Raw genomic sequence first — 14,310 nt, 5'->3', positions numbered from 1 at the left:
CGGCGTCTATGGCAATCTTCGTCCCGACTGGCCGCCGCGCGGCAGACCGAACAGGGGCAAAGCCTCGCTGAGTCGCTGGTCGGACGACGTGTAACCTGATGTCCGGATCGCTATGTCCCAATAGCTGGGCATGTCCCCTAGCTTAAACCGATCCCCGAGCGAGCCCACGTAGGGGAGGAAGCGACGCAGCGTCATAAACAGCAAGCCGGCTGGCACGTCCGGCCGCTCGCCTTTTCCCTTGCCGGAAGCGGTGCGCAACGCGGTGGCTAGCCTGGACTTCTCCAGCCCGGCATAAAAGGTTGTCACGTGATCAGCCAACCGCCACTTTTTTTCCCAAGCCTGCTGCATGAAAAACTGGGTCCATGTTGTTCCCGCCTCAAAAAACGGAAGTGCATCGAGAGTGTCAAACACCGCTTGAACGTCATCGGAACTCAAGCCTGACAACTGGAATGTGAGGTTCAACGACCACATTCCTGGCGACTCGTCCCCCGCCAGCTTCCTCAGAGCGTTGGCGGTTCCAATGTCACCAAAGAAAACCGTGACGAGAGTAATGCCGTGTCTGGCAAGTTCGCCCCGTACATCTACGAGAAAATCGAGCTCCCGTGTATGCATGAACTGAGCATTATCGATCAGAAGGATGATCTTTCTTGCGCCAAGGCTGGCCGCCGCATTCACGAATCTTGTATGAATCCGCTGACGCAACGTGCGGTCGCGTCCCTGACGAAACTCATGACCGATGGCCGCAAGCCAGCTCTCCAGAAATTCACGGTCGTTGAGTGCGCTTGACTGCGTCGTATACACGTAGTGGGGAATCTTGGGAAAATCTGCCTGGAGATACAGCGCGGTCGATGCGATCAACGTCGACCTGCCCGAACAAGAAGCGCCTTCAATACAACACCCGTCACCGCCGATTAGAACCAGTAGTTTGACCAACCGATATACGCAAACCAGTTCGGCGGTTTCGACCGGTTCCCGATTCGGCAATGGATGCAGCGCCAGAAGTTCCTGGCGGGAGAGATCCGGGCGCTGGCCAAGCTTCGGGCGGACAAGCTGCTCATCCATGATGGATTCCTGCATTGCGAGGAACAGACGCGATTCCCCATGGGTCATCAAGAACCTCCGGCACCGTAGGCTCTCCTTGCGGGTCCTTTGTCTGCGGAACAGGTGGTGGCGAAGCAGGCGACGGTGAAACGGACGCTGCTGGCGCACGAGCGGCGAGCACAGCTGTGCGCTCCTCCCGAAGGATTGCGCGGGCGTCGGGCACTGCCTGTGCAGATCCGCTCGATGCGGACCGCGTGGACTTACCTTTCGGCCGGCCCTTCTCCTCATCCCCCCCACTCAGAGCGTCGCGCATATTTCGCCCCGCCGATGGCTCCCCCTTGAAAAGCAGGAAGTCTTTCCACGATTGGGGCGCACGTGCCCGATCGCCCTGCATTCTGATCTCACCCAACGCCTCGCCGGTATCTTTCGCGAAGACCTTCCCATACCGCACGTCCCGGCGTAACAAGAACGCCAGCACTTTTTTGCGGACGAATTGGCGCGCAGACGCAAGGATCTCACCCGTGAAGTGTGGGCCTTTGATCCTCAGAAAGGGCTTACCCCCGCGTGGGTGGACTTGAACCGTCGCTTCTACGCAGTGGTAGAGCAGGTTTGCGTTGAGTTGGGTTTCCTTCGGCAGCGGTCGAAGAAAAAAACCGTTGTTGCCTGTTCTGACGTATGAAGCAGCGGCATCGATTGGACTCGAACCTTGAAGGTTGCCTGCGGCTGAGACGTTGTAGTCGCAAATAGAGCCAAAAATGATTTCCTCTGCAGCATCCCGATCGAATTCCATCCGCATGGCAACGGCAGCAGGGTTTTTCTTCTTTTTTGTATCCGCCGGACCCGTACCGGCGGTGGACTGTACCCTCGCGAGCCCGTTGGCGTTGATGCGATGGATCACCGCCTCAATGATGGACCGTGGCCACCACTTGTGTGGCGCCCCGAAACAGATAAAACACCCAGTGTCGTCGATTACATTGTGGACCATGTCCTGGGCCTTGTTCACTTTGGCGTTGTCCAGCAGTAAAACAGTCCATGCGTTCCACTCCAGAGCCTTCACAAAGTGTCGAGCGAGAAACTTGCCGTTCTCCGTCCGGCGAAGGCGGCCTTCATAGAGTATGTCGTCCCCCGGATCAAGCAGGCTGCTAATGGTTTCCAACGCGGTATCAACGGACGGCTCCTGCTCATAGCAGGTACCGACGCCTGCTATGGCGCGAGGGTATTCATACGCGGCATAGCCAATACTCCATCTCCTAAGCGGAATCTTGACGACCTTTCCATATTTGTTCAGCAACTTCAGGATCGTATGTGCTCCGATGGTTTGATAGTCGAGCTGTATGAATGAAAGTGGTCGGAGGGACTTGATCACAACTTCGTGGCCGGTCCCTATCTGGTTAGCCTGTCGCGCTGCGTCACCCCCGGTAACCGGTTTGCCAGGACCGACAAGTTCATGACGATACCGCCGGATGGCCTCAGATCCGCCGTCATCCGTACAACCCGGCCACTCGTCGTCACCCACGCCGTGGGCGCTCAGCTTTTTCTTCAACTCTAGTGCTAGCTTCGGGTTCGAATTGCGCGGACCCTCCCCGTTCGCTTCTTTCAGAATTGTTTCATTCAGCCACGTCTCCACATCCTCAAACTTCGCCAACGCCTGTCCAAGCGCACCTGCAAACCCGGCTGACTTGTACTGTGCCTCTCCGTTTGTGGGCGCTTTACGCACGTAAGCCTTCACCCTGTAGTTGTCTAGCAGTCCATAGAATCCAAAAATGCCACGGTCGTCGCTCGTGGTTGTACATCGATCAAAATAGTAGCGAGCCTGATCAATCGACAGCCCGGTCAACTGCTGGATCTCGTCGGCAGATGCGTCGGCAATATACAGTTCCACGGCGTCTCGCCGACGCTCATAAACCTGGTCGTCGGGAATCGCGCTGGCATCGGGTGCCGGCCACCCGACCGTAGACGTATAGTTGCTGGCTCGCGTCCGGGGCCGACCACGCCGAGCCTTCTGAGCCAATGCGGGCTCAGCGTGGGCAGCCAGAGGGGCGTGAACAACGACCGGCTCGACCCGCGCCAACTCCGCCTTGTCCTCCGGCACCGCCCGCAGTATTGTTCCCAACCCAAAGAGATCCTCGTCCAGCTCAATGAAAGCCGTGCGCTCGAGGACCATCCTAGCGACAGCCCCAAGAGCCAAACCACGGTCATCTGGATAAAAGCTTAGGAGTTCCTCAAATGTCGACACGCCGGTCAAATTAAGACGCGCCACCAACTCCAGATAAAGGGGCGACCAGCTGTATCTGCGCACCGAATTCGCCATCTGGATCAAGGTGGCAAGGTTGTCAAACCGGATCTGCCAGTCTCCGAGCTCTTGGATGGTGGACACCTGGATCGGTATACCGCTCGAGGATCGCTCCGGGTACCCGGAAGCCCCGGTGCTCTCGCCTCCCGAGTAGACGCGGTGCCAGGTCCTATCTCCCCGCAGGGACTCCACGAGGATCATGCCGTCACCCTTCAGGCCGTCGGATTCTGCGGCCTCTTTCACTGTCGCCCAGTCCACCCCAAACCAGCGCACGGCAGGATCGAGTACCAGGCGGCACACGCTGTGAATTAGCAAAGCATTGCCAAGAATGACCGATCGGGCACTGGCTTTGGGAATGTCAGCCACCCAGATGTTTTCACTGCCCCGCCCACGGGCAGCGCTCGCAGCGGCCAAGGAGGGTCGCGCGATTTTGGGGGACGATGAACTCGGGAAAATGAATTCCTTTCTTTTCATTTACGCCCCTCAATTGTTCAAGGCGCAAATGAGGTTGACTTTTGGCTTTTCCTGGGCAAAAATCATCCTCAAGCACACCTTGCTGTGTACTTTCCGCAAGAAGAGGCCGGAACGCAGTTCTTGCGCGTCATCTGCGTCGAGGAGCTACGCCAATAGCTCCTCGACGGAATCGCTTTATCCGTATCCCATGATGGAATCTCCTGCCCCGGGCCCAAGGTATGCAGGCCACGCTGGCATCCTGTCATTTCAACAAGCGAAAAGTTTGACATGCCGCTTCCAAATAACGCGGCTATTGAGTTTTTACATCAAACGCACAAAGAAATCAAAATTTTATATGGTTAAATAGTACGCTTAACGCTTATAAATAATACAGCCACTTTCATTTATATCGCGCCAAGAATTACCAATTAAAAATGCAAAGATTTCCCGATTCAATCTCAGCATTTCCGTTGTTTGAATTTTAGCAGCAGTTTGATTGGCGATTTGTGAAGGAGTGCATAACGCTTCGTTGGACAACGTGAAACATCGCCAATGGTTACTGTGCTTCCCGCGACATACCGGATGCCAATGATCGGGAAATGCGAGCGAGCATGGGGTCATGCGTATCACACACGCTTCTCGCCCAACGAAGCCACGCAACAGGACTGGAATCAGTGTCAAAAGAAGCGCCGGTTGCCGCAAGTTCGGCCTCGAACCGGTCAAGATAACTTCGACATTGTTGAACTCGCAACCAGGTGTCGACCTCCTCCCACAACTGACTCACCTTCTCCAGTTCAAGCTTGGCAACGAGTCGTTGCGATTCCACCGCTGCGCGGTCCGCGTAGTAGGCATTCGTGGCCTCCACCCGCCTGATGGCTAAGACTACTCGCCCGAGTTGATCATCAATTGTCCGGGTCGCTTCGTCTCGAGCATGAACGAGGCCTCTCCCGCCAATCTGACGCAGTATCAGGCGCAGACCGCGACTCCCTGGGGTGGCAGTCGGCTGCCCGTTCAGACTGTCGACATCAGTAAGGCGAACCGTCATTTCAAACAGTCCGCGAGATATGACAAGTCTTCCCTTCCTCTCTTGTGCCTTGAAACCGCGCTGACGCAACGCCTCCACCAGCGCGTCTGCAATGACCAACGCTCGATGTCGACGCTCGCGCGACGTGCTTATCGCATCGGAAATGCAATTTGGCTTGTGGAAGAAGAGCCTCTCAGAGATAACTTGTACGCACGCTGCGCGCAACGGCCCATCGACATACGTGACGATCGGCGGAAGGCAAGATTCCTCTTCCGTCTTGATTTGGCGCAGTCGGTGGCCAAGATCTGGCGGCGGCGCATCGCGATACTTTTTCGCTGTGGAATCGCAGTACATCACCTGCCGCGTTGCCGTATCGGGAAGTGGCGTCCGCATGGCAGAATTTCCCGCCTCGATTTTTGCCCAGTAACCTCGTGGCGGCGTCGGGACGCCCAGTTCCCTGCAGATCTTCTTCAGCCTAGTGCCGGATATCCCAAGCTCTCGTGCGACCTTCTGCGCAGGCCTATCCCATACGCGTTGATAAATGTCTCCACCAACGATCTTAATCTTGCCCATGGACTCCTCTCTCAGCAAGGAAGACGAGACAGTCTAGCGTCAACATTCATCAACAGGCACACAGCGCACGCGCGCGCTCAATTCATGGCGTATTAGGTGGAGTATTTGCTTTCGACTCAATTACATTGGATTTTGGGTGGATAGTCTTCAAAAGCAGTTCAACCGTACCAGCATCTTCCACCTGAACCTTCCGGGTAATTCAGCCTAGATTGCCGTCGCATGGGGGCCAGCGGGCAGACAATTACATGTCAACTTTACGTTGATCCTCTTTTGGCAAAGTACAAATGTCGTGTTCTGTGTAGGTTGAGCGCCGGACATCCAACAGGGAGCGCCGGCGATGAACGCGACTGGGACGATCACGATGACGATGCGTGAAGTCGACCGGTTCAAGGTCATCCAGTCGATGACCGACGCATGCCACCTTGACCGCACCAGCGATGTAAACCTGACCATTTGCGCTGGCAACGGGCTCAGTGGTTACCTGGTCGCCCAAGGTAAATGTGTTAACGCTCGAAAGGTAATCCTCTCAACAGCCTACGCATCCGAGGGATTTTCGGCAGCCTGTCGCATCAATTACCCTGCGTTCAGCCGCGCCTGGTGATTCGGTCAACAAGATTGCCTTCGCCGATCGTCGGGTCGACACATTTGCCTTGCGTTGATGCCGGATTCACGTCGCATCGTGTCAATTGCGCCTCTGCACAACCCTGTGGATCAAACGTCACGTAAAACGGGCCAAAACGCATCCATGCTGCGTGCGCAGTCGCTCAAGAGACTGGACATGAGACAGTCACGCCCATGGCTTAAGTTTGGGCGATGCGACCTTGTGAACTTTCAGAAATGAGAACATCGCCGTCCAGAATCGCCATCGTCGCCTCCGTTGCAACTTTATCGCTCGCCAATGGAGCGAATGCTCAACAGACTCAGCCCGCCGCCTCCCAACAGACTGAAGCGCCGGTCAAGCCGGTCAAGCCGGTAACGCTGGGGCCAGTCGTTGTCAATGCAACTAGATCAGCGGTTGCTTCCGATTACGTGGACGACCCTGAACAAGTCGTGGGTGTTAGCAAAACCGGCACCCCGCTCGGCGACCTGCCCATGAGCGTGGAGGTCATTCCGCGCGGGATTCTCGACGAACAAGGCGTCACGTCGTTGCGGGATGCGATCCGCAAAGGCAACGTGTCCGGAGTGAACTACGGCGGCACCGATTCGAAAGGCTTCACCGACCACTTCATGATCCGCGGACTGCAGGCGCAGACCTATGACGACGGTTTCTCGGAAGGCGACCAGGTCAACGGCCCAACGCATTCGCTGCTGGGCGTCGAGCGCATCGAGGTGCTCAAAGGTCCTGGGTCGGCGCTGCTCGGCAGCGGCCCTCCGGGCGGCTCGATCAACCTGGTCCACTACACGCCGTCTGCGCAGTTCCACTGGGGCGGCGAGATCCAGGCGGGCTCGTTCGGTACATTCAACGCGAGTAGCTACGTCACCGGTCCAACCGGCATCGACGGACTGAACTATCGCGTGGACGCCACCGCGGGCCGCTCGGATGGCTACCGCGACCTGGGATCGTGGAACAAGGAAATCCGTCCCGATCTGCAGTGGAAAATCGGCGACCACAAGGTCGAATTCTCGATCGACGCGCAGGACTACATGGCGACTCCCGACTCATACGGGATCATCTACTACAAGGGGATGCCGATCCGCAATGTGCCGTTCGACGCCAAATACTCGACGCCCTTCGCCAACGCGCACGGCAACTACATTCGTGCCACGCTCACGGACGAGTGGCGAATCAGCGACTACCTGACAATCAATAATCGCTTGTCATACCTGCACCACACGCTGGACTTCTACAGCAACGGTGACAGCACGCACGCGAAGGTCCAGGGCAACGCATTTGTCGGCCGCCAGTTGCGCGATCAGGACGATTCGCTCAACACGTTCGATTACCAGTTGGAACCCGTCTGGAAATTCTCGGCAGGCGGCATCCACCATACGCTGCTAACGGGATTCGAATACCTGAACCAGAATCTCAACAGCGCGAAGACAACGGCAGACCTGCCGGACATCGATAACATCTTCGCGCCGGTGCCGCGGGAAACCTCCATCGCAACCCTGAAGTTCCAGTGTGCGCCCTCTCACTCGTGCCAGAACGATCATGTGACCGCCAACTTCTACAGCCTTTACGCGACCGATCAGGTGGACGTGACGGACAAATTGAAGATCCGCGCGGGCGTTCGCAAGGACTGGTTCGATACGTCGCTGACCCTGAACCCGGTCCCCGGCGAGCCGAACCGCACCGCCAACGACGGCATCAAGCTGATCCCGGGCAATACGTATACGCGCAACGATGCCCCGACCAGTTGGAACGCCGGGGTGCTTTACAAACTCACGCCCTGGATGACGCCGTATTTCGGCGTATCGCGCAGCTACCTCGCAAATTTCAACTCGGAAAACACGGCGTTTTCCATTGGTCCGCCGGAATCGGCGCTGCAATACGAGGCAGGCGTCAAGTGGTCGTTCGATGATGGGCGCTACGTGCTCAACACCGCGCTGTTCGACGTGAAGCGGGAACACGTGGCGACCCCGTTCGGCGACGACCAGATCGCGTTCGATTCGCAACGCACGCGCGGCGCCGAAGCCTCGTTTGATGCGGATCTCACGCCGAACTGGCACATGTACGCGAATTTCACCGCGGAGCATGCGCGTATCACTTATAGTCCCGACACCCCTGGCGCGGCCGGCACGGTCCCGCAGGGCGTGCCCGCCTATATGGCGAACCTGTGGACGACGTACCGCTTCAGCGTCTTCGGCAAGGCAGGCTTTCATGCGGGTGCCGGCATCAATTACATGAGCCGGATGTCGAGCGGCTTCGCGAACGGCTATAACTGGGCGCCTGCCTCGGTGATCGAGAATCTGCAGTTCGGTTACGCGGAGCGTCACTGGGGGATCGATCTGAACATCGACAACATCACCAACCAGCGCTACTACATCGCCACGAATGTGGTCGGTGCATACCTGGGCGCGCCGTTGGCCGCCTACGCTACCCTGCACGCGGACTTCTGATCGCACACGAACAGCCGGGAATCGGCCACTGCGCACGGTGGCGTTTCCTGGCTGTTTTTTTCCGGTGCAAATCGGAGCCACCGGTAGGTTAGCCTCGCACGATTGCGTCTCAAAGCCGGGTTGCAACTGGAAAATGCGTAAAGCCACCTGCATGTGCAACACGTTTCGGCCTAAAAGAAGTCAGCAAAAAAGCAATGAGCAAATCGGAGAAAATCCGATCAACAATCGGCACCCGTGGGGTGCATCTATCTGGATCTCCGCTGCATTAATCGAGAATTCCGTCAAACTCAGAAAGCAACTTAACGCTGTTATGCGCCATGTCGCAAGCAATGCGTCCGGAAGCGACGCATTGGATCGAAATACGAACCGATTGTAATCGAGGCCCAGCACATTGGCGGCACGGATATCTTCGATAAATCCGTGAAATACGGCGTTACAAAAATAGTCTTGCGCACAGAAACTGTTAATGACAAGTGCGACGCCTTTTCGTCCGAACGTATCGCACGATAGCATTCATCTGAGCAGCGGTGCTGAATCATAATCGCTCAATTTCGTGACACATCATAAATATTAAGTACATCAAAATTACAAATAAAATGACAGAAATATTATATATAAAAATAGGTAAGTATTTGATACACGTCACTTCATTGACATCCTTAAATGTCCAAATACTCCACGCTGACAGACCCGGGAAACCGTAGTTCCGATATCCCCCCGGTCGATCTGTTGGCGCATTGTCGTTATCAGGGGCAACTGATCTGACCAATGGTCCAATTGGAATCAAATCTGGCAATTCCGTTTCTATCATTTGGAGAGTCACAATGAACCCTAGTCTCATCAAGGTCAGCCTTGCGGCTGGCCTGCTCACCACCAGCCTGGCAATGGCGGTACCGCCGGGCAACATGGCGCTTCTGCCGACTGGCCAGTTCATCTCGCCGATGGCCATTCCCGGTGCCGTGCAGCAGTTGATGAACCCGCAACTTGCGGCGAAGCCGACGCAGGTCGTCAGCGGCGCCATCAAGTCGCAACTCAGCCCGGACGGCAACACGCTGGCCGTGATCACGGCTGGTTACAACACGGTCTACACGGGCGCCAACAACAGCACACTCGACAAGGCTGACTCGACCCAGTACATCTTCATCTATGACGTGTCGGGCGCGAACAAGGCCAACCCGAAGTTTGTCCAGGCCATCCACCAGAACAACGCGTTCGATGGTCTCGTCTGGAGCGGCAACCAGACCCTGTACGGCACTGGCGGTGTTGACGACAAGGTATATGTATACAGCCGCGCTTCGGCTGCCCCGTCGGCTCAATGGACCCAGACCAACGCCATCGCGCTGAACCACACCAAGGGTATCGGTTCGGGCGTGAAGCCGAACGCCGGTGGCCTGGCCCTCTCCGCTGACGGCCGCACGCTCGTCGTTGCCAACAACTACAACGACTCGATCTCCCTCATCAATACGACGTCGAACACGGTCGTGGCGGAATACGACCTGCGCCCGTTCAACACGTCGGGCCAGAATGGCGTCGCCGGTGGCGAATACCCGTGGGCCGTTTCGCTGAAGGGCGACGGCACGGCGTTCATCTCGTCGGTGCGTGACCGCGAAGTCGTCGTACTGAACCTGTCGAACCCCGCCGCGCCGCAATTCATCAAGCGCATCCCGGTGAACGGCAACGCCTACGGCATGGCCTTCTCGCCGGATCAGTCGAAGCTCTACGTTGCAGTGTCAGGCAACGACCAGATCGCCGTCATCAACACCGCGAGCCACAATGTCGAGAAGACGATCCAGATCGCCAGCCAGAATGGCAACGGCAACGATCAGGGCAGCGGCAACAACAAGAAATACAGCGGCCGCGATACGGTCAACGTGACCGTTTCGAAGGACGGCAAGACGCTGTACGCCGTCAACAACGGCGACAACTCGATCGCCGTGATCTCGCTCGACGGCAACAACGGCTACCATGTGGCCGGCCTGATCCCGACGGCCTACGCGCCCAAGGACATCACGCTGAGCGCCGACGGCTCGACGATGTACATCATCAACGGCAAGTCGGTCACTGGCCCGAACCCTCTCTACATCTCGGGTACGCAGGCCCAATACCAGTTTGGTCTGGAGCAGAGCTCACTCGTCAGCGCCCCGGTCCCGACGGAGAACGTGCTGGCCCAGCTGACCAGCCAGGTGGATGAAAACAACCACTATTCGGTGAAGGAGTTGGCCAGCGACGCCCAGACGATGCAGTTCATGCGCGAGCACATCAAGCACGTGATCTACGTCGTGAAGGAAAACCGCACGTTCGACCAGATCCTGGGCGACCTCGGCAACGGCTCGAACGGCGATCCGACGCTCACGATGTACGGCAAGTCCACGACGCCGAACTTCCACAACCTCGCGGGCAACTTCGTCACGATCGACAACTTCACCGATCCGGGCGACGGTTCGATGGACGGCTGGTCGTGGGTGCAGCACGCGCACATCACGCCGACCGAAGAGGTTTCGCAGCAGGAGAACTACGCTGGCGTGTCGCGCGGCATGTCCTATGAATCGGAAGGCGCCAACCGCGGCCTGCCGGTCGGCCTCGCCACGACCGCAATGCGTGACGCTGCCTCGAACGGCAGCTTCACCTCGGCTACGGCCTCGCTGCCGGGCGGCACGGCCAACGCGCTGCCGGGTATCGCCGACGTCTCGGTGGAAGATGCGCCGTTTGGCTACCAGAAGGCGAGCATCTACGACGCGGTTCTGCAAGCAGGCGGTACGGTCCGCGACTACGGCGGCATGGTCAACAACGTCGGCTCGATCGGCACGATCGCCAGCCCGCTGCTCGACCCGCACGGTCAGAACATCGTCCAGGCTCACCCGCTCAAGCCATCGCTCGTCAACCTGACGGACCAGTACTACCGCGGGTTCGACCAGTCCTATCCGGACACCTTCCGCGAACTCGAGTGGAACCGCGAGTTCCAGCAGTACGTCGCAAACGGCCATCTTCCGTCGTTCGAGTTCGTCCGCATGGGCTCCGACCACACGGGCAACTATGCCCAGAACGTCGGCCAGATGGGTTCGGCCGAGCAGGAACAGGCGGATAACGACTTCGCAGTCGGCAAGCTGATCGAGACCGTCGCGCACAGCCCTTACGCGAAGGACACGGTGGTCGTGGTGGTCGAGGATGACTCACAAGCCGGTTCGGATCACGTCGACTCGCACCGCGCGCCCGCGTACATCGTCGGCGCATACGTGAAGAAGAACGCCGTCGTCAGCACGCCCTACGGCCAGGTCAACGCAGTCCGTACCATGGAAGATCTGCTGGGTACCCAGCACATCAACCTGAACACGGCCTACGCCAAGCCGATGGCTGACGTGTTCGACACGAAGTCGAACGGTTCGTGGACGTACACAGCCGTTGCTTCGACGATTCTGAAGGGTACGAACGTCGGTAACGTAGCGAGCGGCATCGACGGCGACCAGTTTGCCGAAGGTGCGGACATTCACCCGCTCCACAATGCGACGTACTGGGCGAACGCGACGAAGGACTTCGACTTCTCCAGGGAAGATCGTATTCCGCCCGATCTGTTCAACCGCGTGCTGTGGAAAGGCGTGATGGGCGACAAGCCGTATCCGGTGCCGCATTCGATCTACTCGAAGGTCGCAGCTGAAGGGACGAAGACGGTCGCAGCACTCGACGACGACGACGAGTAAGTGAGTCGCGTTGTTCGACGTTAGCGCAGAGGGGCTCGCTTTGCCCGATGCGTTGAACGCACAGTAGCCGGTATCGGCGGGCGGCGGTCCATCTGGATCGCCGCCCGCCGTCATCGAAGCATTACCGCAAACCGGCACGCTGTTGCGGAGGTTCGTCAAGATGAACCGTTTGAACCGGATCCGCTGCATGCAAATTTCGCATCCGCTTTCTTCCGATTGGGCACCGCCGTTGCCCGAACGACTGAATGTCCGCGCAACGGCCGCCGTCATCGTGGTCGTCGGCATTCATGCGGCGCTGCTCGCGATGGTGTGGAGCAGTCGCGACGAAGCCGTGTCGCCGCCCGCCTCCGCGCGCACGATCACGGCTGAACTGCTGGCTCCCGCGCCGGCGATCTCGTCCGCCGTCGTTCAGCGCCCCGCTCCAACGCTGAAACCGCCTGCGTCGCCGGCCGATATGGCGAAGCCAAAGGTGCCGCCCCAGCACGTAACGGGCACGAAGCACGCAACGCCACCGCTGCCTGAAACGCGCGCGCCATCGACGCATCGGCTCAGTGTGTCCGATCCCGCTGAAACGGCGTCGCCGGCACCTGCCCCATCGACGGCGACAGTACCGACTCCCGTACCCACGGCCGTAGCCCCAGCGGCAGCCGCGTCGTCGCCCGCGGCGGACTCCCCGCGGCCAACGATCGGGCTCGCCGCACCGCAGGACATCTCGCATCTGAACTGCAGCATCGCACAGCCCCCCTACCCGGCGCACTCGCAGCGACGGGGCGAAACGGGTTCGGTGACGGTGAAGTTCATTGTCGGGTTGACAGGCCAGCTTGAATCGGTGGAACTGAAAAGCAGCAGCGGATACAGCCGCCTCGACGAAGCCGCGCTTGCCGCCGTGCGCGACAGCACGTGCCGGCCCTATATCGAAAACGGCGCTCCGCGCCGTGTGCCCACGTCCGTCCCTTTCGTATTCGCCTTGAACGATTAGCGCGGACGTTAACAAGGAATCTGAAATGCAGAACTACGGTATCGCACACTTCCTGTCAGCCGGCGATTTCGTGACGCGCTGCATCGCGCTCGCCCTGCTCGCCATGTCGGTGCTCTCGTGGAGCGTGATTATTGTGAAAGGCTGGAAGGTGATCCGGCTGAAACGCCTTTCCCAAAGCGTCGGAAAGACGATAGGAGATCTGGATAATTTCATCGGCAATGCGCAGAAGTCGGAAAGCCGCGCGGCAACCGCACGCGACAATCCGTTTATCGCGCTCGCGCTGGCCGGCAAGGAGGCCGCCGATCACCATCGCCGGGTACAGCCGCAACTGCATGACCGCATGGACGTGTCCGACTGGATCACGCGCTGCCTGAAAGACGCGATAGACGAAAGCGCGGCTCACATGCAGGGCGGCCTTTCGATCCTGGCGTCGATCGGCAGTACCGCGCCGTTCGTCGGGTTGCTGGGCACGGTATGGGGCATCTATCACGCACTGCTGGCGGTTGGCGCGACTGGAGAATCGTCGGTTGCGCAGGTCGCCGGCCCCGTCGGCGAAGCGTTGATCATGACGGCGCTCGGCCTCTTCGTCGCCATTCCCGCCGTGCTTGGCTACAACGCGTTGACGCGCGCGAACAAGGCGCTCGCCGGGAGGCTGAAGCGCTTCGCGCATGGGCTTCACGCGTATTTTGTGACCGGCTCGATCCTTTCGTCTTCGGCGCAAGCCAGCGGCCTGCGTCTCGCCACCCGCAACAACTGACCCCCGAGGACCAGCGATGGCCATGACGCCTTTTTCCGACGACGAAGACGATGGACTGATGGGCGAAATCAACATGACGCCGCTCGTCGACGTCATGCTGGTTCTCCTGATCGTCTTCATGGTGACGATTCCCGCGATGCGCCATGCGGTGAAGATCGACCTGCCGCATGCGAGCAGCCAGAAGGAAGACACGAAGGCGGCGCAGGTCAACGTGTCGATCGAGGCCGATGGCACCGTGCTATGGGGCGGACAGCCGGTCGGACCGGATGCGCTGCGCGCAAAGATCGCCTCCGCCGCACACGAACATCCTCTGCCGGAACTGCATCTCGGCGCGGATCGCAAGGTTCCGTACGAAGCGGTGGCACAGGTGATGTCAGCCGCCTATGCAGGCGGCCTGACCCGGATCGGATTCGTCACCGCCCCGAAACCATAGCG

9 protein-coding genes are annotated in these 14,310 nt (G+C 58.7%); 6 read left to right on the top strand and 3 right to left on the bottom strand.

The features are described from left to right. Nucleotides 1-6 precede the first annotated feature (6 nt). From Q0L30_RS12080 to Q0L30_RS12070, 3 genes are all read right to left on the bottom strand, one after another. Entirely contained in the window at nt 7-1,062 is a 1,056-nt protein-coding gene (locus tag Q0L30_RS12080) for a hypothetical protein (protein ID WP_296655206.1), read from the bottom strand. Continuing rightward, entirely contained in the window at nt 1,055-3,808 is a 2,754-nt protein-coding gene (locus Q0L30_RS12075; protein WP_296655204.1) for a hypothetical protein, read from the bottom strand. Before Q0L30_RS12075 ends, Q0L30_RS12080 begins: the two co-directional genes overlap by 8 nt. A 535-nt stretch (nt 3,809-4,343) precedes the next feature. Beyond that, a complete protein-coding gene (locus Q0L30_RS12070; protein WP_296655203.1) occupies nt 4,344-5,384 on the bottom strand; it encodes an RWP-RK domain-containing protein in 1,041 nt (346 codons plus the stop codon). A 337-nt stretch (nt 5,385-5,721) separates the two neighbouring features. Between Q0L30_RS12070 and Q0L30_RS12065 the strand changes: the two genes are divergently transcribed. The 6 genes from Q0L30_RS12065 to Q0L30_RS12040 all read left to right on the top strand — a co-directional run bounded on the left by Q0L30_RS12065 (nt 5,722) and on the right by Q0L30_RS12040 (nt 14,308). After that, nucleotides 5,722-5,985, top strand: a complete 264-nt coding sequence (locus tag Q0L30_RS12065; protein WP_296655201.1) for a hypothetical protein — start codon at nt 5,722-5,724, stop codon at nt 5,983-5,985. Between the two features lie 449 nt (nt 5,986-6,434). Next, nucleotides 6,435-8,444 (top strand): TonB-dependent receptor, encoded by a 2,010-nt coding sequence (locus Q0L30_RS12060; RefSeq protein WP_296655200.1) that lies wholly within the window; start codon nt 6,435-6,437, stop codon nt 8,442-8,444. Nucleotides 8,445-9,268: 824 nt separating this feature from the next. Then, the gene (locus Q0L30_RS12055; protein ID WP_296655198.1) at nt 9,269-12,139 is read left to right on the top strand and encodes a beta-propeller fold lactonase family protein; all 2,871 of its coding nucleotides are present in this window, start codon (nt 9,269-9,271) and stop codon (nt 12,137-12,139) included. A gap of 187 nt (nt 12,140-12,326) precedes the next feature. Then, entirely contained in the window at nt 12,327-13,118 is a 792-nt protein-coding gene (locus Q0L30_RS12050; protein ID WP_296655197.1) for an energy transducer TonB, read from the top strand. A 25-nt stretch (nt 13,119-13,143) separates the two neighbouring features. Then, on the top strand, nt 13,144-13,875 hold the full coding sequence (locus Q0L30_RS12045; RefSeq protein ID WP_296655196.1) for a MotA/TolQ/ExbB proton channel family protein: 732 nt from the start codon (nt 13,144-13,146) through the stop codon (nt 13,873-13,875). Nucleotides 13,876-13,891: 16 nt separating this feature from the next. Further along, the gene (locus Q0L30_RS12040; RefSeq protein ID WP_296655194.1) at nt 13,892-14,308 is read left to right on the top strand and encodes a biopolymer transporter ExbD; all 417 of its coding nucleotides are present in this window, start codon (nt 13,892-13,894) and stop codon (nt 14,306-14,308) included. The last annotated feature ends 2 nt before the right edge of the window (nt 14,309-14,310 follow it).

Origin of the sequence: Paraburkholderia sp., from assembly GCF_024281035.1 — a bacterium.
Taxonomy (GTDB): domain Bacteria; phylum Pseudomonadota; class Gammaproteobacteria; order Burkholderiales; family Burkholderiaceae; genus Paraburkholderia.
The sequence above is the reverse complement of the archived record's forward strand: the minus strand, read 5'-3'. Positions and strand labels throughout refer to the sequence as shown.

Coding starts and splice junctions, on each gene's coding strand:
- Q0L30_RS12080 (WP_296655206.1), bottom strand. CDS start 1,062: ATGGATGAGCAGCTTGTCCGCCCGAAGCTTGGCCAGCGCCCGGATCTC.
- Q0L30_RS12075 (WP_296655204.1), bottom strand. CDS start 3,808: ATGAAAAGAAAGGAATTCATTTTCCCGAGTTCATCGTCCCCCAAAATC.
- Q0L30_RS12070 (WP_296655203.1), bottom strand. CDS start 5,384: ATGGGCAAGATTAAGATCGTTGGTGGAGACATTTATCAACGCGTATGG.
- Q0L30_RS12065 (WP_296655201.1), top strand. CDS start 5,722: ATGAACGCGACTGGGACGATCACGATGACGATGCGTGAAGTCGACCGG.
- Q0L30_RS12055 (WP_296655198.1), top strand. CDS start 9,269: ATGAACCCTAGTCTCATCAAGGTCAGCCTTGCGGCTGGCCTGCTCACC.
- Q0L30_RS12050 (WP_296655197.1), top strand. CDS start 12,327: ATGCAAATTTCGCATCCGCTTTCTTCCGATTGGGCACCGCCGTTGCCC.
- Q0L30_RS12045 (WP_296655196.1), top strand. CDS start 13,144: ATGCAGAACTACGGTATCGCACACTTCCTGTCAGCCGGCGATTTCGTG.
- Q0L30_RS12040 (WP_296655194.1), top strand. CDS start 13,892: ATGGCCATGACGCCTTTTTCCGACGACGAAGACGATGGACTGATGGGC.